We start from the raw sequence: 19,788 nt of genomic DNA on the forward strand, positions 1-19,788 counted from the left end.
AGGTCCAGGGCATAGCGGTGGCGGGCCCGCATCAGCCGCCCCGGCAGAGGGATCGGCCAAGACATGACGGGCGCTCAGGGCGAAACTCGGGCAGGGTCCGGGAGACCGGGCCATGCCTTCACTCCCCCCTGAGCCCCCGGGGACTTTCGCGAGAGGGCACTACGAGCGGCCGCTGCCAGGGCCGTTCGGGCCCGGCTGAAGGAAGTCGCGGAGGGCAGACACCAGCGCTTCGGGTGCCTGTTCGGCGACGTGATGTCCCGAGGCGATGCCGTGGCCCCGAACATCGTCGGCCCACCGGCTCCACACCGCGCGGGGATCTCCGTACAGCTCTTCCAGGTCGTCCCGAAGGGACCAGAGGATCAGTGCCGGACAAGCGATACGGGCACCGGCGCTTCGATCGGCCTCCTCGTGCCGGCGGTCGACGGTCAGGCCCGCGCGATAGTCCTCAAGCATCGCCCGCACCACGTCGGGATTGCGCGTGGCCCGCCGCCACTCGTCGTAGTTCTCCCGTCCCATCACCTCGGGGTCACCGCGGTACCAACTGTCGGGATCGGCGGTGATGACTCGCTCGGGGATGTCGGGCTGGGCGAAGAAGAACCAGTGCCACCACCGGGTGGCGAACTCGGCGGTGATCCGCGACAGATGCTCCGTCACCGGCAGACAGTCCACGAACGCCACCCGGGAGACGATCTCGGGGTGGTCGAGCGTGAGGCGCAGCGCCACAGCGCCCCCACGGTCGTGCCCGACCAGCGCGAACCGGTCATGTCCGAGGTGCCGCATCACGGCCACCACGTCCCCGGCGACCGCCCGCTTGGAGTAGCCCACGTGGTCCGCCGTGAAGCGCGGTCCCCTGGAGCGCCCGTACCCCCTCAGGTCGGGACAGACCACGGTGTGGCCGGCTCGGACGAGCAGCGGAGCGACCCGGTGCCAGGTCGCCGAGGTACGGGGATGACCGTGCAGCAGCACCACCGGCGGACCGGCACCCCCGAAGCGCACGAAGGCGGAAGCCTCACCGACGTCGACCTGCGCGGTCTCAAAACCCTCGAACATCCCGGCCTCCCCAGCACTTGGCTCATGTACCGCGTCCTGCAGTCGGCGCGCTGCCTGCACTCCCGATCGCACCGGCGGGACGCCGGGCGTGGGTGGAACGGTCAGGACCCGACCGGCGTGCCGGGGCTGCTGTCGTAAGCCTTTTGTACGAGGGTCTGGCGGTGCCCGTCGTTGAGCTGCCGGTTCCACAGCGCATCGACCTGGTCGCGGGCCTGCGACTCCAGCTCGGCGGGGAGCAGGTGACGGTAGCGGCCGTCCTCGCCGAGCAGAACCCGCACCGTCCGCTCGTAGACCGGTTCGGGGTCGTACTGCTCGTGCGGGAAGGCGAGCGCCGTGTAGTCGTAGAGACGGTCGGCGGGGTTGTCGCGCCATTCCTTCCACGTCTCGAACATGGTGTCGTTGAAGCCGGTGAGGAAGGGGCCCGGGTTGATCGTCGCCACGGTGACGCCGAACTCGGCGAGTTCCTGGTCCAGCGCGTCGGCGAACGCCTCGACCGCGTGCTTGGAGCCCGCGTAGGCGCCGGTGAACGGGTCGACGGTGAGTCCGGCGACGGAGGACATGAAGACGATATGTCCGCTGCGGCGGGCGGCCATCTGCCGGGCGATGCCCTGGGTGAGCAGGACGGGGCCGAAGACGTTCACCTCGAACTGGCGGCGCAGCCGCTCCTCGGGGATGTCGGCGGTCGCTCCGCCTTCGGACACGCCTGCGTTGTTGAGGAGGACCTCGACGCCCCAGGTCCAGGCGTTCTCCCGGTCGCCGGGGTCGGTCACGTCCAGTTTCTCGACCCGCAGCTCCGCACCCCGCTGTCGGGCCTCGGCCCGTACCGCGCCGACCTGGGCGATGATCTCCACGCCCGCGATCACCTCGTGCCCGGCCGCGGCGAGCCGTAGCGCCACCTCTTTGCCGAAGCCGCTGCCCGCACCGGTGATGAGTATCGGTCCCGCCATGTCGTCGCGCCCTTCCCTTTCTGGTGTCCGGTCTCTCCGGACACCAGATGCCCTGGTCTTTGTGCACTCGTCGAAAAGCGGCCGGAACGGAAGGCGCTGGAGGCCGCGGGTTTCCCTGCGAAACACCGATCGCTCCGGCCGCACGGGTACTCCTGCCCCACAAATGCACCCCTACCGGTCAGACCGGGAAATTCAGCGGATCAGTGTCCGCCGCGGCATGCCGAAGGGCCCCGTCGACGGTGGTCGACGGGGCCCATGAGCTGGGTTTTCTACCAGCGGTACCAGCGGCCCTTACGGCCGCCGGTGCCTGCGGGCCGGACCACGAAGCCCAGCACCCAGACCACCAGGACGATGACGGCGATCCACCACAGGGCCTTGAGGGCGAAACCGGCGCCGAAAAGGATCAGCGCGAGGAGCAGAACTACAAGCAGGGGAACCATGATTCATCAACCTCCGCCCCTTCATCTGCCCCGCGTTTCCCGCTTCAGGCCCTGGAATTTCGAGCGTATGTTCCTGCGATTCCAGGGAATTCGGATTTCCTGTCGGGCGGCCGGATGAGAGTCCAGGAGTAGTGTGGTGGAAAACCACCGTGCCGAGCGTTCCAACCCCCGACGGACTGGCGGGGCCTCGCCGAGACGGATGCGGTCGGAGCGTACAGAAAGCGTTCATCCTGCTGTTGCACCTGAGGCGGCGCCATGACGCCCACCGTGAACGTCGTCGAAGCACTGCCGTGGATCGCGGACGCCGACAAGGTCGCCCCGAAGGACGCACGAGTGTTGTCCCGGCTGTTCCTGGACCGGCTGCCCTCGCTGGAAGAGGGCACTGGCGAGTATCAGTACGTCCGCAACACCCTGATCGAGATGAATGTGTCCTTGGTCAGGTTCGCGGCCCGCCGGTTCCGCAACCGGGGCAGCGGTGACCTGGAGGACGTCATCCAGGTCGGCACGATCGGTCTGATCAAGGCCATCGATCGCTTCGACCTGACGCGCGAGGTCGAGTTCACCTCCTTCGCGATCCCCTACATCACCGGCGAGATGAAGCGCTTCTTCCGTGACACCACCTGGGCCGTCCACGTACCCCGACGCCTCCAGGAACTCCGCGTCGACCTCGCCAAAGGCAAGGAATCACTCACCACGACGCTCGGCCACAGCCCGACCTTGAAGGAACTCGCCGCCCATCTCGGGCTGACCGAGGACGAGGTCGTCGAGGGGCTCGTGGCCGCCAACGGCTATGTCGCCGGCTCCATCGACACCCCGGGCGGCGATACCGAGTCCGGCGAGATCGGGCCGACGTACGCGAACACCATGGGCGACGACGACCCGGCCCTGGAGCTGTTCGAGGACCTGCACTCGCTCGGCCCGCTGCTCCGGGAACTCGACGAGCGGGAGCGGACCATCATCGAGATGCGCTTCGGCCAGGAGATGACGCAGGCGCAGATCGGCAGCGAGCTGAACGTCTCCCAGATGCAGATCTCCCGCCTGCTCAGCCACATCCTGGCCAAGCTCCGCACCGGTCTCCTGGACGCGTAGCCCTCCGATTGCCGCGCTGTCGCCGCTATCGAACGGGGCGGCTGCCGGAGCGCCGGGACCAGCGCACGGCGACGAAGGCCAGGGCCGCCACGAGAACCGCGATGCCGATCACCAGCAGGTAGCCCAGGCCGTTCGCGGTCACCCCGACGATTCCCAGTACGAGGGCGATCAGGAGAAGCAGCAGGAAGAGAACCATCGCAGAACACCACCTTCAGACGTGGGGTCGACCAGCGGGTCAGCGGCGCGCGAGTTGCCTCTCGCCGCCCGCGCCGGGCCGGTACTCCATGCCGTAGTGCTGGAAGATCGCTTCCTCTCCCTCGGCCGGCAGGATGTCGTCCGTGCCGATCGACGGTGCCTTCTTCACCTGCGCCTTCGCGTAGGTGACCTTGACGTAGCCGGGTCCGAGGACCGCGTCGTCGAGGGGGACGAAGGTCAGCCGTTGGCGCGTGGGCAGGCCGATGCGGACCGTGGCCATGGCCGACTCGTCGGTGGCGGTGTCCACGTAGATCGATTCGAGTACGCCGATCCTGTGGCCCTCGGAGTCGACGACGTTGTGGTTGCGCCACTCGCGGATATCGGCCGCATGGATGCTGGTCATGTCTGTCTCCTGAGCCGCTAGTACGGGACGGGTTCCCCGTAGATCGCCTCTGACACTCCAGCCGAACCAGGCAAAAGGTGCGCTTCAGGTGGGTCGGACGCGATGCCGGGGGTAGCCGGAGCGTGGGAGCCGATCGGCTTCCGGATTGCCGGACGAGGCGAAGGCGGGCCCATGGACGCGATTGTGCTGCTCAAGGAAGACCACCAGACGGTCGAGAAGCTCTTCAAGGAGTTCGAGCAGGCCGGGGACCGCGCCCACAAGACCAAGCGGAAGATCGCCGACAAGGTGATCGAGGAGCTGACGGTCCACACCTGGATCGAGGAGAAGGTCTTCTATCCCGCCGCCCGCGCCGCGGTGCCGACGACCACCGATCACGTTCTGGAGAGCGTCGAGGAGCACCACGTCGTGCTGTGGATGCTGTCCGAGTTGGCGGGCCTGGATCCCGAGGACGAGCGTTTCGACGCCAAGATGACGGTCCTCATGGAGAACGTGCGGCACCACGTCGAGGAGGAGGAGAAGGAGTGGTTCCCCCAGGTCCGCTCCGCTCTCGCCCGCAACCGGCTGGGTGAACTGGGCGAGCAGCTCGCCGCCGCCAAGTCCGACGCTCCCCATGATCCCCTGCGGGTTCCCAGCGCGCACGAATGACGGACACCCGCCCACGAAGGACAGACACGACGGCAGAACCGACCACCGGCCTTTCCGAGGAGCGACGGCATGACGAGTGAGCAGTCCGGCAACACGACCTCACCGGGCCGGTCCGTGACGATGCCCGTGGCGGACGACGCCGGGTGGGACCAGGTCGACGTACGGGCGGTGGACACCGCCCGGGTCCTGGCCGCCGACGCGGTACAGAAGGTCGGCAACGGCCATCCCGGCACGGCGATGAGCCTCGCCCCGCTGGCGCACCTGCTGTTCCAGAACGTCCTGCGGCACGACCCGGCCGACGACCAGTGGCTGGGCCGCGACCGCTTCGTGCTCTCCTGCGGGCACTCCAGCCTGACCCTCTACATCCAGCTCCACCTGACCGGCTACGGCCTGGAACTGTCGGACCTGGAGGCGTACCGCACCTGGGGCTCGGCCACCCCCGGGCACCCCGAGCACCGGCACACCCGCGGCGTGGAGATCACCACCGGCCCGCTGGGCCAGGGACTGGCCAGCGCGGTCGGCATGGCGACGGCGGCCCGGCGGGAACGCGGTCTGCTCGACCCCGACGCCGAGCCGGGCGGCAGCCCCTTCGACCACCACGTCTACGTCATCGCCTCCGACGGCGACATGATGGAAGGCGTCACCGCCGAGGCCGCCTCCCTCGCCGGCCACCAGGAGCTGGGCAACCTCGTCGTCTTCTACGACTCCAACCACATCTCGATCGAGGACGACACCGACGTCTCCTTCAGCGAGGACGTCCCGGCCCGCTTCGCCGCCTACGGCTGGCACGTACAGACCGTCGACTGGACCCGCACCGGCGACTACGTCGAGGACGTCGACGCCCTGCTGGCCGCCGTCCGTGCCGCGCGGGACGAGGAAGGCCGGCCCTCGCTGATCATGCTGCGCACGCTGATCGGCTGGCCCGCGCCCACGAAGCAGAACACCGGCAAGGCCCACGGCTCCGCACTCGGCGCGGACGAGGTCGCCGCGACCAAGCGGCTGCTCGGCTTCGACCCCGAGCGCGACTTCGTCGTAGAAGACGCGGTGCTGGCCCGCACCCGTCAGGCCGCCGACCGCGGGCGCCGGGCGCACGCCGAGTGGGACGAGGCGTACGTGGCCTGGCGGGTGGCCCATCCCGAGCGGGCCGAACTGCTGGACCGGCTCCGGGCGCAGCGGTTGCCGGACGGCTGGACCGACGCCCTGCCCGACTTCCCCGCAGACCCGAAGGGGATGGCCACCCGTGCCGCGTCGGGCGAGGTGCTCAGCGCGCTGGCGCCGGTACTGCCTGAACTGTGGGGCGGCTCGGCCGACCTGGCCGGGAGCAACAACACCACCATGGACGGCGAACCGTCCTTCGTGCCCGCCGACCGCCAGACCAAGAACTGGAAGGGCGGCCCCTACGGCCGCACCCTGCACTTCGGCATCCGCGAGCACGCGATGGGCGCGATCCTCAACGGCATCGCCCTGCAGAGTCTGACCCGCCCCTACGGCGGTACGTTCCTGACCTTCTCGGACTACATGCGCCCGGCCGTACGCCTGGCCGCGCTGATGAAGCTGCCCACCACGTACGTGTGGACCCACGACTCCATCGGCCTGGGCGAGGACGGCCCCACCCACCAGCCCGTGGAACACCTGGCAGCACTGCGCGCCATCCCCGGCCTGGACGTGGTCCGCCCCGCCGACGCGAACGAGACCACCGCCTGCTGGCGGACCGTCCTGGAACACCGGGACCGCCCGGCCGCGCTGATCCTGACCAGGCAGAACGTGCCCGTGCTCGACCGTGGCAGCGGTGCCTGCGCTCCGGCGCAGGATGCCGCCCGCGGCGGATACGTCCTCGCCGACACGGCCGAGGACGACTCCGGCCCGGACGTCATCCTCGTGGCGACCGGCTCCGAGGTGCACATCGCCCTGGCGGCGAGCCGGCTGCTAGAGGCCGACGGCCTCGCGGTACGGGTCGTGTCGATGCCGTGCCGGGAGTGGTTCGCCGCGCAACCCCCGGCCTACCAGGACGAGGTCCTCCCGCCCTCCGTGCGGGCCCGGGTCAGCGTCGAGGCCGCGGTGGGACAGGGCTGGCGTGACATGGTCGGCGACGCCGGGCGAATCGTGAGCCTGGAGCAATACGGCGCCTCCGCCGACTACGAGCGCCTGTACGCCGAATTCGGCATCACGCCCGAGGCCGTCGCCGCGGCCGCCCGCGACAGCGTCCGCGACGCCGACCGCGCCCCGCGCCCCGGCGGCCACCGCCAGACCTCCACCCCCACCGACGGCGGTACCGGGGACCGTCCCTGACAGCCCGCGTGCGGCGGATGTCAGGTGCCTGTTCCGCGCCGCCGCACGCGAATGCTCCGTCCGGCTTCCTCCGCGCCCGGCCCCCGCCCGCAGGAGTCTTCCGAAAGGCCCGTCTCCGCAGGGGACGGGCGGGCCGCGCGGCTCTCGCGTGACCGATGCCAAGCACCTCCTGGAGGTTCGTATGTCCGACGCCACCGCGATGCCCGACGTCATCGCGTCCGATCCGCTCGCCGACCTGTCCGCCGCCGGAGTGTCGGTCTGGCTGGACGACCTCTCCCGCGAGCTGCTGGCCGGCGGCGGCCTGGCGGAACTGATCGCGCGCAAGCACGTCGTAGGGGTGACCACGAACCCGACGATCTTCGCGTCCGCGCTGTCCAAGGGCGAGCGCTACAACGATCAGCTACGACGGCTGGGCGCCGAGGGGACGAGCGTCGACGACGCCGTCTTCGCGCTCACCACGGACGACGTACGCACCGGCTGCCGCACCTTCGCGCCGATATACCGGCAGACCGGCGGGAGCGACGGCCGGGTCTCCATCGAGGTGGACCCGCGGCTGGCCAAGGACGCGGACGCCACCGCCACCCAGGCGCAGAAGCTGTGGGACACCGTCGGCGAACCCAACCTGTTCGTCAAGATCCCCGCCACCCGCGAGGGCCTGGAGGCGATCACCGTCGTCATCGCCCGGGGCATCAGCGTCAACGTAACCCTCGTCTTCTCGCTGGAGCGCTACCGCGCCGTCCAGGACGCCTACCTGACCGGCCTCGAAAAGGCGCGGGCCGCCGGACACGACCTGGCGGACATCCACTCGGTGGCCTCCTTCTTCGTCTCCCGCGTCGACACGGAGGTGGACGCCCGCCTCACCGCGATCGGTACGCCGGAGGCCCTCGCGCTCCGGGGCCGGACCGCGGTGGCCAACGCACGGCTGGCCCACCAGGCGTTCGAGGAGACCGCGGGCTCGGCCCGCTGGCAGGAGCTGGCGGCGGCCGGCGCACATGCGCAGCGGCCCCTGTGGGCATCGACCGGCGTCAAGAACCCCGACTACCCCGACACCATGTACGTGAGCGAACTGGTCGTCCCGGGGACCGTGAACACCATGCCGGCGAGCACGCTCGACGCGTTCGCCGACCACGGCCATGTCCCGGACGCCGGGCCCGTGGCCGACACCTACGCCTCGGCCGCCGCCCACTTCGAGGAACTGGCCCACACCGGCATCGACTTCACGGACGTGACCGACACCCTGGAACGCGAGGGACTGGCCAAGTTCGAGGACAGCTGGGCCGAGCTCGGCGCCACCGTGGACCGCGAGATGCGTACCGACGCCGAAGCCCCCGAGGACGACACCGAGCCGTCGGGGGAATCGTCGAACACCCGAGCCCTGCTGGCGATCTACCTCAACGACCATCTGGCGGGCGCGACCGGCGGCCTGGAACTCTGCCGCCGCGCAGCGCAGGGGCAACGGGACGGGAAGCGGGCCGACGCCTTCTCCGCACTGGCCAAGCAGGTCGAGGAGGACCGCGACTCCCTGGTGCAGATCATGTCCGACCTGGGCGTGTCCACGGATCACCCCAAGGTCGCGCTCGGCTGGCTGGCCGAGAAGGCCGGGCGGCTCAAGCCGAACGGACATCTCTTCTCCCGCTCACCGCTCAGCGACGTCCTCGAACTGGAGTCGATGCTCCTCGGCGTCCAGGGCAAGGCGTCCTGCTGGCGTACCCTGCGCGTCCTGGCCGAGGACGACGACCGGCTCTACGCCGAACACCTCGACATCCTTCTGGAACGTGCCGAGCACCAGTCCGGGACCCTTGAGGAACTGCTCCTCGCGGCGGCGGCACACACGCTGGGGCACGCGGCGGTCTGAGCACCGGGGTCATCGCTCACCGATCTCAACGGTCCACCGAACTCAACGAGTTGACCGGCCCCCTGGAGCCCGGCGGCGGAGGGCCCGCACGAGCAGGCGGCGCTCCGGTCCCCGCCGGGCCGCCCGCCGTCCCAACAGGATCTCCGCACAGCCGGCGAGCACGAGCAGGCGTACGACCTGGGCCGACGGCCGTCGCAGTGTCAGGTGCCTGCCCGAGTCCGCGGCGCGCTGGGCACCGTCGAGGAAGGCGTTGAGTCCGCTGACGTCGCAGAACGTGAGCGCGGACACGTCGATAGCCGTCCGCCGCCCGGGCCGGGAAAGACAGCGCTCGATGGCCGTACGCATCTGGGGGACGGACTCAAGATCGGCCTCGCCCCGCAGCGCGACCGCCGGACGGATCCAGCGTCCACGCCGCTCGTCGACCTCGAAGGGGACCATGGGCTTCGCACCTCGCCTCATCGGACCGGTACGCAAGAGTCCGCGCGCCTGCGTGGACGAGTGGACCGTACGCTCCGGCTACGGCACACCGCGCTGTTCGGGGAAGGCGATCCCCTCCCACACGGATACCGGATCATCGGACAACACCGGGGACTGGGGCGCCCCCAAACCGTACTCCTGGCACGACGTGCAGGGCAGGACGTCTTCACGCCTCCCGGGCTACGCCCCCCGGCCGCTGCCGGTGGGTCACAACGGTGTGCGCAGTGAACTACGGCCGTTCCGCCAGGCGGTGAGGAGGTGGTTCCCGAGCCGGTTCTCGGTCCATTCGGTGGCGTCGGCGCCGAAGGCGACGTCCTCGTCGAGGGACGGTTCCGTTTCGAGGAGGCCGCCTACGACGTCCCGGCGGACGATCTGTTCGTGGGCCGCGTCGGCCTCGACGTGCTCGGCGTAGAAGTGGATGGCGGCAGCACCCGCGCCGATGCGGCGCAGGCCGTGGGCTAGACGTCGTGAGCCGGGCGACGACGTGGTCTCCACGGCCGCGAAGTGCCCCACCAATGCTCCGCGCAGCGCGCGGTGGAGTCCGAACAGGGACATGAGGTTGACGTTCGTCAGCATCTCCGCGCCGGCCGCGTCGACGTAGTGCCCGTACGTGGTGTCGAGACCGAGGTCCGTCATCAGGCCGGCGAACAGCCGGGCGTGGATGCGCTCGGCCCGTCCGGCGCCGAACTCGTCGTACTCCACGGCGACCATCGCGGCCTTCGCTCGCCCCGTCAGCCGCGGGATGACCCAGGCGTGCGGATCGGCTTCCTTCAGGTGATAGAGGGAGCGCTGCGCCGCGTACTCGCGAAAATGCCACAACTCCCCTTGTTCCTTGAGGAATTGGGAGGGTCCTTCGGCGTCGGCGGGTTCCACGAGCAGGTCCGCGAGCGCGTCTTCCGCCCTTCTCGGCGGGCCGACGTCGGCCCGGAGCGCGGACAGGAAGCGATGTTCCATCTCCGCCCGCAGCCGCAGCAGGTCGGGGTCCCACTCCCACTCGGCGTCGACGCCGGCGAAGCCGCGGTAGTGCAGTTCGTAGCAGAGGTGGAGCGCGAGTTGCAGATCGTCCCCGTACGGGTCGGCGTACGCCGCCGTCACCCGCTGCGGCAGCGGTGTTCCGGCGGGGCGGGTCAGGGCCTGGCGGACCGTGCGGGAGAGGTCGCCCCTGCCGCAGGGGAGCACGAGCAGCAGCACCCCGCCCGGACGCAACGACGTGTGCGCCCTGCGGCAGATCCGGTCCAGCAGGAGGCGTCCGTCAACACCCGCGTCCCACGCCACCGCGGCACGATGGCGACCGGGAACGGCCCCGGGTGCCGGAACGTAGGGCGGATTGCTCACGACGAGGTCGAACCGACGGCCGGTGACCGGGCCGAACAGGTCACCGTGGAGGACCTCGACCGGCAGACGCGCGATCCGGGCGTTGAGGCGGGTGGCGAGGACCGCCCGGTAGGTCCGGTCGACGGCGGTGACGTGGGCGCCCCGCCGGGCGGCGGCCAGAGCGAGGGCACCCGAACCGGTTCCCAGGTCCAGGACGGCGCCTCCGGCGCCGACGCGCTCCCGATGCAGTGCCCGCGTCAGCAGTTCGGTGTCGTGCTGGGGGGCGTACACCCGCCACGGCGCCAGTACCGTGGCACCCCCGCCGTCGTCCCGCGCCGTCGTGCTGAACACCCGTACACCTCACAGCCCGCGCCCCGAGCGTGTCACCGGACGCACCCGTCGGGTGGTTCCATGCGAGGAGGCGCCTCACGGGTGAACCTCATGGAGAACACCCGACCAATGCGTCACTGCGCCGAGTGCCCGGCAATCCGGACCTCACACGGCACAACGGACACTTCTACGATCATCAGGGCGTCGCAACCGAACGTGGAGTGCCCGCAGGACACCCGCGCGTGGAGCGGGGAGGACCACCGTCACATGCGGTGACGCGGGCCGGGGCGGTTCTTCCGGCACACGGTCCGAACCGGAAGAACCTGACCATCACATTCCCCCGGGGGAAACAGCGACAGCTCACGGCCGAGTGCCCACATATCCGTGTCCTACCTGTCTCCGCGGCCTGCCGGATCATCTGCCCTCAGGACGTCTGATCGGATCGTTCCAGGGCACTCGGCAATCAGGAGGTTCAATCATGATCCCCATCCTGTTGGTATTGCTCCTGGTGCTGATTCTCTTCGGCGCCGGTTTCGCGGTCCAGATTCTCTGGTGGATCGCTGTGGTCGTACTCGTCCTCTGGCTGCTGGGATTCCTGGTGCGCGGGACGAACGCGAGCGGGTCCCGAGGGCGCTGGTATCGCTGGTAGTGCCCGACACGGACCGCACTCGGGCCGGACAGCCCTCCCGAAACACCTGGAGCGACGATGACCAAGCACGAGCACGCACGGCCCACCCCTCCGTCACAGGCTCCCGGGGAGAGCGGCGACCCCGAGGCCCGCGACGAAGCCGAGGAAGCGGTACGCCCCCGCACGCAGGACGACAAGTCCGAGGAAGACTCCGCGTCGGGCGACGCCGAGGAACGCCCCTCCGAGCCGAGCACACGGACCGCCAGGTCGGACGCATCAGACGCGTAGGGGTTCCGGCCCGGCTCGTCATTGCCGCAACCATCCGAACATGCATGCGGCCAGAGGGGGCAGGAGAGGCTCATCCTGCTTTCCATCTGAGGCGGCACCGTGACCCTTCCCGTGAATGCCCGCCGACCGACCACCGCCCCCGTCCTCGTAGCGGAAGCACCCGCGGTGACCGACGACATGGTGACCGACGACCTGCCGTGGATCGAGGACGCCGGCAAGGTCGCCCCCAAGGACGCGCGCCTCCTGTCCAAGCTGTTCCTGGACCGCCTCCAGGTCCTGGAAGAGGGCACCCACGAGTACCAGTACGCCCGCAACACGCTCATCGAGATGAACCTGACGCTGGTGCGCTTCGCCGCCCGCCGCTTCCGCAACCGCGGCAACGGCGACATGGAGGACGTCATCCAGGTCGGCACCATCGGCCTCATCAAAGCCATCGATCGCTTCGACCTGACCCGCGAGGTCGAGTTCACCTCCTTCGCGATCCCCTACATCCTCGGCGAGATCAAGCGCTTCTTCCGCGACACCACCTGGGCCGTCCACGTACCCCGACGCCTCCAGGAACTCCGCGTCGACCTCTCCAAGAGCAAGGAAACACTCACCGCCACCCTGGGCCGCACCCCCACCGTGGAGGAACTCGCCGCCCACCTGAACCTGACCGACAACCAGGTGATCGAGGGCCTCGTCGCCGCCAACGGCTACATCGCCGGCTCCATCGACACCCCGGGCGGCGAAGCCGAGACCGACGACGGCGCGCCGAAGTACGCGGACACGATGGGCGACGACGACCCCGCCCTGGAACTGTTCGAAGACCTGCACACACTCGGCCCCCTGCTGCGGAAGCTCGACGAGCGGGAGAGGACCATCATCGAGATGCGCTTCGGCCAGGAGCTGACCCAGGCCGAGATCGGCCGCGAACTGCACGTGTCCCAGATGCAGATCTCCCGCCTCCTCACCCGCACCCTCACCAAACTCCGCAGCGGGCTGCTCGCCGGATGAGCCCCCGGCTCTCACACGATGCCGGGCGGAGCGCCGGTGCCGCGTGCCCCGTCGCCCAGGGCGATGCGGGCGGTGACGCTCTTGCCGGTCGGATCGAGGCGCACCCGGAACGCCTGGACCACGGCCATGACGATCTCCAGGCCGTGCTGACCGACTCTGCGCGGATCGGCCGCGCGGGCGAGGAGTTGGACACGCGCGGTGTCCCGTACGGTCACCTCCACCGCGTCGTCCGTGATGCTCAGTTCCATGCGCAGCGGGCCGGGGGCGTGTTTGCAGGCGTTGGTGACCAACTCGCTGACCACCAGTCGCGCGAGGTCCGCGGCGCGGGCGGAGACGACCACGCCGTGGTCCGTCCCAGCCCGGCGGAGGAAGTCCGTCGCGAGGCCGCGCGCTTCTCCGATGGAGGTGCCGTCGCCGCTCAACGCGACGGCGATGGTCATGGGGACGGTGCCCGGCTCGACTTCGCCGTCGCTGTCACCGTCGGCAGGCTCCACGCGGTGTCACCTTCGTTCCCGTTGTCCGCCCACGCCTACCCCGCACCGCGTACCTCATGTTCTTCTTACTCGAATTGATCGCGCGTTCGAGCCCGGCTACCCATAACATCTGGCCTGGCTTCCGGCGCGGGGACCGGTCCGAGCCGCCCCGGCGAGCGCACCAGAGGACACAGTGACAGACCTACACCCAGCCCGTCCCGACCAGCTGACCGTCAGTCACCTCAGCGTCGACGGCGTACGAATCGTCGCTCTGCGCGGCGAACTCGACCACACGGCACGTGACGTCGTCGAGGCGGCACTGAAGCCGCGGGCCGGCGATACGCCACCGCGGACCGTCGCCGATCTCACCGGTCTGACGTTCATGGACTCCAGCGGCATCAACGCGCTGATCTCCGCCCACCGCGCGTCCGTGGGCGCCCAGGGCTGGCTGCGCCTGGCCGGTGTGCAGCCGGCCGTGCTGCGTGTGATCCAGATCGCCGGTATCGACGCTCTCATTTCCTGCCACCCCACGGTGCGCCAGGCTCTCGAAAAATGACCTCCACACATGTGCCGTAGGCTGCGCCGGTCAGTCCTGACGCACACATATGAATATCGAAGGAGTACCTGAATGGTGAAGCGAGACAACGCTGCGGACCTGGTGGGGCTCCTGTCGGTCGAAGGGCAGGACCTGGCCGCGTCCTGGGTCGGAGAAGTGACAGGATCACTGGGCGGCCGCGTCAGCCCGGCCGACGGCCCTGGGTAGCGCCGACGACGAGCAGCTCTTCCAGCAACTGGCCAACGCGAGCGCCCTGGCCCTCGAAGCCCTGCGGACCTACAACGAGGAACACGCCCTGGGCCTGGCCCTCCAACGCTCCTTCCTCCCCAAGGAGTTGCCGACGGTCCCCGGCGTCGAACTGGCCTTCCGCTACCTCCCCGCCTCCGAACACGCCGAGATCGGCGGGGACTTCTACGAAGCGGTGCGGACCGTCGACGGCCTGCTGCTCGCCATCGGAGACGTCGTAGGACACTCGGTGGAGGCCGCGACCGTCATGGGCGAGGTACGCCACACCCTGCGCGCCTACGCCATCGAGGGCCACCCTCCCCGCCACGTCCTGGAACACCTGGAGACGCTGCTGGGCCAGTCTCAGCCCGGGGTCACGGTCACCCTCTGCCTGGTCCTGGTCACCCCGCACGACCGGCACCTGCACATCGCCAACGCCGGCCACATCCCCCCACTGCTGATCGACCCCGACCACGGGCCACGCCTCCACCACCCGCACGGCCCGCTCCTCGGCATGGGCCTCCCGCATCCCCCGCCCACCGTCGTGCCGACCCCGCCCGGCACCCGCCTGCTCATGGTCACGAACGGCTTCGTGGAGGTACGCACCGCCCATCTCGACACCACGCTCACCGAGTTCAGCGACGCCGTCGCCGACGGCCCGCACGAACTTGAGGAGTTGTGCGATCTGCTGCTCGCCCGTTTCGGACAGAACAAGGACGACGACATCGCCCTGATCGCCGCCCTGTTCACGTAGGCGGTCACGCTGCTCGGGCCGCATCGCGCCCTGTGGAAGATCGCCGCGGTGAACTGCGGAGGCCGTGATCGGATCGATCGGCGGCCACGCGGGCACGACTGGCGAGGAGACCGGCCGACTGGCGTTGCGTACCCGTCACGCGTCGGCCGTGGGTGACGGCCGCCGGCAAGTGCACCGTCCTCGTCACCGCAGTGCGCGATCCGCGCAGGCTCTACCACCGATGCCCGTGACCTGGGGCCGGTCCGTGCGGACGTGCCCGGGCATCGGCGCGACTGCCGCCCGGGGCACGGCGAAAGGCGGGCGCCGGCCGAACGCCGGTACCCGCCCCTGTGCGCTGTGGTGACCGTCAGGCTCGGTGGTCTCCGTAGTAGCCGCCGACCTGCTCGTGGTAGCCGGCGTCCCCGATGTGCTTGTCCTTGTCGAACTCGGGGGAGTTCTTGATCTCTTCCTTGGTACGACCGACGTGGACGGTCCGCTCGGCGACGTCGATTGTCGAGACGACACCGGCAGGGAGCAGAACGTGCTTGCCGAAGATCCACACTCCGGTGTCGACGACGATGTACGCGGCCCCGACGTCCTCGGAGTGCTTGTCCACCTTGCCGATCGAACCGTCACTCGCCTCGACCTTGAACCCGGTCAGGTCCGACCCCGTCTGGTGACCCGACTCGGCCTGGTAACCCCACATGTTGTCCGTCATACAAAAACCTCCCCTTGCCGTGCGTGAAATACCGAGGAAGCCCGTCCGGAAATTCGGTGGGCGACCCTCGGAAAGTCGAGTGCCCACCGTTTTCCACCTCACACGGCCACCCACCACAAAATATGGATCGGGAATCCTGCGCCACCCGAAAATCAGCGTGATAAGGAGTACAAGAATCAACACAACCATGCGCCGTTTCCCCTTTCCAAAAGGCCGCCGTGCCCCCTGTGCCGTATGACCTGCGGGTGTTCTCGGCCAGGTCGACGCGGCCGGTCCGCATGACTCGGCGTGTGCGGGTTACTCGGGGATCGTGCTGAGAACCGGAATCGTCGCGGTGGTCGTGGGTGCCGCACTCGCAGTGGTCGGTGTAGCCGTCGTGGTGTCCCCCTGGTGGTGGACGGCGGCGGTGCCACTGGCCGTGCTCGGGACGGTCGGTGTGTGGGACCTGGTCCAGCGGCGGCACTCGGTGCTGCGGAACTATCCGGCGCTCGGGCACGCCCGCTTCCTGCTGGAACGCGTCCGCCCGGAGCTCCAGCAGTACTTCGTCGAGCGGAACTTCGACGGCCGCCCCTTCGACCGTGACATCCGCAGCATCGTCTACGAGCGGGCCAAGGGCACCGCCGCCGAGGAGCCGTTCGGGACCGAGCGTGACGTGTACCAGGCGGGATACGAGTACCTGGTTCCCTCGATGGCTCCGCGCCCGGTGCCCGAGGACCCGCCACGGGTACGGATCGGCGGCCCGGACTGCACCCGGCCGTACGACATGGCCCTGCTGAACGTCTCCGCGATGAGCTTCGGCTCCCTCTCCGCCAACGCCGTGCTCGCGCTCAACCAGGGCGCGGCGGCGGGCGGTTTCGCGCATGACACCGGTGAGGGCGGGCTGTCGGAGTACCACCTGCGCCCGGGTGGCGACCTGGTCTGGGAGATCGGTACCGGCTACTTCGGCTGCCGGACCCGGGACGGGGACTTCGATCCCGGGGAGTTCGCCGAGAAGGCGTCCGGCGAGAGCGTCAAATGCGTGTCGCTGAAGCTGTCGCAGGGGGCGAAGCCCGGGATCGGCGGGGTGCTGCCCGGGGCCAAGGTGAACGCCGAGATCGCCCGGGTGCGGGACGTCCCCCAAGGGCGGACGGTCATCTCACCGCCGTATCACCGGGTCTTCTCCACGCCTCGTGAACTGGTCCGATTCATCGCGCGGATGCGGGAGTTGTCCGGCGGCAAGCCTGCCGGCTTCAAGCTGTGCCCCGGTTCCCGGCGCCAGTTCCTCGCCGTGTGCAAGGCGATGATCGAGGAGGGCACCGCGCCCGACTTCATCATCGTCGACGGCGGTGAAGGCGGCACGGGCGCCGCCCCTCTCGAATTCGCCGACCACGTCGGCACCCCGCTCACCGAGGGTCTGACGACCGTCCACAACGCGTTGGTCGGCGCGGGCCTGCGGGACCGGATCCGGATCGGCGCGAGCGGCAAGATCGCCACCGGGACGGACCTGGTCAAACGCCTGATCCAGGGCGCCGACTACGGCAACGCGGCCCGCGCCATGATGTTCGCGGTCGGATGCATCCAGGCCCAGCGCTGCCACACCAACACCTGCCCCGTCGGCGTCACCACCCAGGACCCGCGCCGGGCCCGCGCACTCGACGTCGGCGACAAGGCCGCACGCGTACGGCGCCTCCAGGAGGCCACCGTAGGCAGCGCGTTGCAGATCATGGCCTCCATGGGCGTCACCGACCCCGCCCAGCTCCGGCCCCACATGCTGCGCCGTCGCATCGACCCGCAGACCGTGCGTTCCTACGACGTCCTGTACGACTGGCTCTCCCCCGGGCAACTGCTCGTCGAGCCCCCGGCCGACTGGGCGGCCGACTGGAAGGCCGCCGACCCCGACCACTTCACCATCTGACCCGCACCCGCCGCACGATCCGACCTGGAGGAATCCGTGGCACGAACCGTCGCCCGCGTCATCGTGGACGCCCTGAGCGAACTCGGCGTCCGCCAGGTGTTCGGCGTCGTGGGAGACGCGCTCAACCCCCTCACCGACGCCATCCGCACCACCGACGACGTGGAGTGGGTCGGCTGCCGCCACGAGGAGGCCGCCGCCTTCGCCGCCAGCGCCCAGTCCCAGCTCACCGACCGCCTCGGGGTGTGCATGGGCACGGTCGGCCCCGGCTCCGTCCACCTCCTCAACGGCCTCTACGACGCGGCAAAGAGCCGTACGCCCGTCCTGGCCATCGCCGGCCAGGTCCCGCTGTCCGAGCTGGGCAGCGACGCCTTCCAGGAGGTCGACAACGACCTGCTCTTCCGTGACGTGGCCGTCTTCCGCGCCACCGTCACCGACCCCGACCAGCTGCCGCAGCTCCTGGAGACGGCGGTGCGCAACGCCCTGGGCCACAAGGGCGTCGCGGTCCTCACCGTGCCGGGCGACCTCGGCGACCGCGAACTGCACCACGACCGTCCGGCCCGCTTCTCCCTCACCACACCCACCACCCGCCCCGAGGCGTCCGCCGTACGACGGGCCGCCGGCCTCCTCTCCGCCGCGGACCGGATCACCCTGCTGGTCGGGCAGGGCGCCCGCGCCGCCCGCGAGGACGTCCTCGCGCTGGCGGACCGCCTCGCGGCCCCGATGGTGCTGACGTTGAAGGCCAAGGAGGGCTTCGAGGGCGACAACCCCTTCCAGGTCGGCCAGACCGGATTGATCGGCAACCCCGCGGCGGCCGGAGCCATGCGGTCGGCGGACACCCTGCTCCTGCTGGGCACCGACTTCCCCTACCGCGACTGGTATCCCGAGGGCCGTACGGTCATCCAGGTCGACACCGAGCCCGCGCACATCGGACGCCGCGTCCCCGTGGACCTCGGCCTCGTCGGCGACGTGGGTGCCACCGTGCGCGACCTGCTCGACCAACTGGCCGCCGAGCCAGGCGAGTTGGGCGACCTGAGCGGCGCACGCGACCGCGGTCACCTGGAGGAAGGACGGAAGCGTTTCCTGAGCTGGCGTGCGAGCCAGGCACGCCTCGCCGATCCCGCGCACGACCAGAGCCTGGTCGGCAAGGCCCGCTCCGCGCTGGACAACCGCGAACACGGCATCCGCCCGGAGGCACTGGCCGCCGCCGTGGACCGCGGCGCCACCGACGACGCGATCTTCACCTCGGACACCGGAATGGCCACCGTCTGGCTCTCCCGGTTCGTCGAGATGCGCGGGACACGTCGACTGATCGGCTCCTACAACCTGGGATCCATGGCCAACGCGATGCCGCAGGCGCTCGGCGCGCAGTACCTGGACCGGGACCGCCAGGTCGTCGCCTTCTGCGGCGACGGCGGCCTGAGCATGCTCCTCGGCGACCTCATGACCCTCAAGTCCTACCGACTGCCGGTCAAACTCGTCGTCTTCGACAACCGCCGCCTCGGCATGGTCAAGCTGGAACAGGAGCAGGCGGGACTCCCCGAGTTCGGTACGGTCCTGGACAACCCCGACTTCGCCGCCGTCGCCACCGCCCTCGGCATCACCGGCATCCGCGTCACCGACCCCGCCGACCTCGACGACGCCGTACGCCGCGCCTTCGCCACCGCCCGCCCCGTCCTCCTCGACGTCCTCACCAACCCGGACGAGATCGCCGTACCCGCCAAACCCACCGTCGAACAGGGCTGGGGCTTCGCCGTCGCCAAGATGAAGGAACTCCTGCACAGCCACGGCGACGAAAGCAGCCATTGACCGCCGCCGAACGCGACCATGCCCGCCCAGAGATCCGGGGCGGGCTGTGGTCATGGCTGACCGTGCGGTACAAGAGGAACAGGTCAGCGGCGACGCAGCATCATGACGACAGCGACGATGACAATGATGACGACGACAGTACCCAGACCTATGTACACGAGTTTCTCTTTCCGCCAAATCCTTTCATCCCGCTCCGGCGAAAAAGGTCGGTCATGGTCTCCTGTCGCCCGATAAACGACCGGAACCATAAAAGCGCCAAAACAGCAATGACGCGTCAGCGAAGGACCGCCGCGATGGCGTCTGCTCCGACCAGCGGTGAGGCGCCACTGCCCGGGTACACGGACACAGGATCAAACGGTGGCAGGAGAAGGCCGGTTGGTCGCCGCCCACGGCGGTTCACGACCTCCGGCGAGCACGAACGGACGCCGGACGTCACA

The 19,788-nt window shown here is 69.7% G+C and carries 20 protein-coding genes and 1 pseudogene; 12 read left to right on the forward strand and 9 right to left on the reverse strand.

What is annotated here, in order from left to right; all coding sequences use genetic code 11:
• Positions 1-159: 159 nt before the first annotated feature.
• From R2B38_RS45435 to R2B38_RS45445, 3 genes are all read right to left on the reverse strand, one after another.
• On the reverse strand, positions 160-1,050 hold the full coding sequence (locus R2B38_RS45435) for an alpha/beta hydrolase (RefSeq protein WP_318022067.1): 891 nt from the start codon (positions 1,048-1,050) through the stop codon (positions 160-162).
• 101 nt (positions 1,051-1,151) lie between these two features.
• Complete coding sequence (locus tag R2B38_RS45440; protein ID WP_318022068.1) at positions 1,152-1,997, reverse strand: SDR family oxidoreductase; 846 nt, start codon at positions 1,995-1,997, stop codon at positions 1,152-1,154.
• Positions 1,998-2,266: 269 nt separating this feature from the next.
• Positions 2,267-2,437, reverse strand: a complete 171-nt coding sequence (locus R2B38_RS45445) for a hydrophobic protein (RefSeq protein WP_318022069.1) — start codon at positions 2,435-2,437, stop codon at positions 2,267-2,269.
• A 255-nt stretch (positions 2,438-2,692) separates the two neighbouring features.
• Here R2B38_RS45445 and R2B38_RS45450 point away from each other — a divergent pair, with 255 nt between their 5' ends.
• Positions 2,693-3,526, forward strand: coding sequence for a SigB/SigF/SigG family RNA polymerase sigma factor (locus tag R2B38_RS45450; RefSeq protein WP_318022070.1), 834 nt, complete (start codon positions 2,693-2,695; stop codon positions 3,524-3,526).
• A 25-nt stretch (positions 3,527-3,551) separates the two neighbouring features.
• Here the strand turns inward: R2B38_RS45450 and R2B38_RS45455 are convergent, their stop codons facing one another.
• Both R2B38_RS45455 and R2B38_RS45460 read right to left on the reverse strand, forming a co-directional pair.
• Positions 3,552-3,722 (reverse strand): hypothetical protein, encoded by a 171-nt coding sequence (locus tag R2B38_RS45455; protein WP_318022071.1) that lies wholly within the window; start codon positions 3,720-3,722, stop codon positions 3,552-3,554.
• 39 nt (positions 3,723-3,761) lie between these two features.
• Positions 3,762-4,124 carry a PRC-barrel domain-containing protein gene (locus R2B38_RS45460; RefSeq protein ID WP_318022072.1) on the reverse strand — a complete coding sequence of 121 codons (363 nt, stop codon included), beginning with the start codon at positions 4,122-4,124 and terminating at the stop codon, positions 3,762-3,764.
• Positions 4,125-4,295: 171 nt separating this feature from the next.
• Here R2B38_RS45460 and R2B38_RS45465 point away from each other — a divergent pair, with 171 nt between their 5' ends.
• From R2B38_RS45465 to tal, 3 genes and pseudogenes are all read left to right on the forward strand, one after another.
• Entirely contained in the window at positions 4,296-4,769 is a 474-nt protein-coding gene (locus tag R2B38_RS45465; RefSeq protein ID WP_318022073.1) for a hemerythrin domain-containing protein, read from the forward strand.
• Positions 4,770-4,838: 69 nt separating this feature from the next.
• Positions 4,839-7,058 (forward strand): transketolase, encoded by a 2,220-nt coding sequence (gene tkt, locus R2B38_RS45470; RefSeq protein ID WP_318022074.1) that lies wholly within the window; start codon positions 4,839-4,841, stop codon positions 7,056-7,058.
• A 199-nt stretch (positions 7,059-7,257) separates the two neighbouring features.
• Positions 7,258-8,367: pseudogene (gene tal / locus R2B38_RS45475) on the forward strand (transaldolase); the annotation flags it as partial.
• Positions 8,368-8,955: 588 nt separating this feature from the next.
• Here the strand turns inward: tal and R2B38_RS45480 are convergent.
• Complete coding sequence (locus tag R2B38_RS45480; RefSeq protein ID WP_318022075.1) at positions 8,956-9,351, reverse strand: STAS domain-containing protein; 396 nt, start codon at positions 9,349-9,351, stop codon at positions 8,956-8,958.
• Positions 9,352-9,597: 246 nt separating this feature from the next.
• Positions 9,598-11,055, reverse strand: coding sequence for an iron-containing redox enzyme family protein (locus tag R2B38_RS45485; protein ID WP_318022076.1), 1,458 nt, complete (start codon positions 11,053-11,055; stop codon positions 9,598-9,600).
• Between the two features lie 457 nt (positions 11,056-11,512).
• Between R2B38_RS45485 and R2B38_RS45490 the strand changes: the two genes are divergently transcribed.
• From R2B38_RS45490 to R2B38_RS45500, 3 genes are all read left to right on the forward strand, one after another.
• Positions 11,513-11,683, forward strand: coding sequence for a hydrophobic protein (locus R2B38_RS45490; RefSeq protein ID WP_318022077.1), 171 nt, complete (start codon positions 11,513-11,515; stop codon positions 11,681-11,683).
• Positions 11,684-11,740: 57 nt separating this feature from the next.
• Positions 11,741-11,950: a hypothetical protein gene (locus R2B38_RS45495; RefSeq protein WP_318022078.1), complete on the forward strand. Its 210-nt coding sequence runs from the start codon at positions 11,741-11,743 to the stop codon at positions 11,948-11,950.
• Positions 11,951-12,127: 177 nt separating this feature from the next.
• Complete coding sequence (locus R2B38_RS45500; RefSeq protein WP_318023063.1) at positions 12,128-12,946, forward strand: SigB/SigF/SigG family RNA polymerase sigma factor; 819 nt, start codon at positions 12,128-12,130, stop codon at positions 12,944-12,946.
• An 11-nt stretch (positions 12,947-12,957) separates the two neighbouring features.
• Here the strand turns inward: R2B38_RS45500 and R2B38_RS45505 are convergent, their stop codons facing one another.
• Positions 12,958-13,440, reverse strand: coding sequence for an ATP-binding protein (locus R2B38_RS45505; protein WP_411978619.1), 483 nt, complete (start codon positions 13,438-13,440; stop codon positions 12,958-12,960).
• 172 nt (positions 13,441-13,612) lie between these two features.
• On the opposite strand from R2B38_RS45505, the gene R2B38_RS45510 reads away from it, so the two are divergent.
• The 3 genes from R2B38_RS45510 to R2B38_RS45520 all read left to right on the forward strand — a co-directional run bounded on the left by R2B38_RS45510 (position 13,613) and on the right by R2B38_RS45520 (position 14,954).
• Positions 13,613-13,975: an STAS domain-containing protein gene (locus R2B38_RS45510; protein WP_318022079.1), complete on the forward strand. Its 363-nt coding sequence runs from the start codon at positions 13,613-13,615 to the stop codon at positions 13,973-13,975.
• A gap of 72 nt (positions 13,976-14,047) precedes the next feature.
• The gene (locus R2B38_RS45515; RefSeq protein ID WP_318022080.1) at positions 14,048-14,182 is read left to right on the forward strand and encodes a hypothetical protein; all 135 of its coding nucleotides are present in this window, start codon (positions 14,048-14,050) and stop codon (positions 14,180-14,182) included.
• A gap of 127 nt (positions 14,183-14,309) precedes the next feature.
• Complete coding sequence (locus R2B38_RS45520) at positions 14,310-14,954, forward strand: PP2C family protein-serine/threonine phosphatase (protein WP_318022081.1); 645 nt, start codon at positions 14,310-14,312, stop codon at positions 14,952-14,954.
• A 346-nt stretch (positions 14,955-15,300) separates the two neighbouring features.
• Here R2B38_RS45520 and R2B38_RS45525 read toward each other — a convergent pair whose 3' ends face one another.
• Entirely contained in the window at positions 15,301-15,651 is a 351-nt protein-coding gene (locus R2B38_RS45525) for a PRC-barrel domain containing protein (protein ID WP_318022082.1), read from the reverse strand.
• 310 nt (positions 15,652-15,961) lie between these two features.
• Here R2B38_RS45525 and R2B38_RS45530 point away from each other — a divergent pair, with 310 nt between their 5' ends.
• Both R2B38_RS45530 and R2B38_RS45535 read left to right on the forward strand, forming a co-directional pair.
• Complete coding sequence (locus tag R2B38_RS45530; RefSeq protein ID WP_318022083.1) at positions 15,962-17,545, forward strand: FMN-binding glutamate synthase family protein; 1,584 nt, start codon at positions 15,962-15,964, stop codon at positions 17,543-17,545.
• Positions 17,546-17,581: 36 nt separating this feature from the next.
• Positions 17,582-19,351, forward strand: a complete 1,770-nt coding sequence (locus R2B38_RS45535; RefSeq protein ID WP_318022084.1) for a thiamine pyrophosphate-dependent enzyme — start codon at positions 17,582-17,584, stop codon at positions 19,349-19,351.
• The last annotated feature ends 437 nt before the right edge of the window (positions 19,352-19,788 follow it).

The organism is Streptomyces sp. N50 (genome assembly GCF_033335955.1).
Lineage (GTDB): Bacteria > Actinomycetota > Actinomycetes > Streptomycetales > Streptomycetaceae > Streptomyces.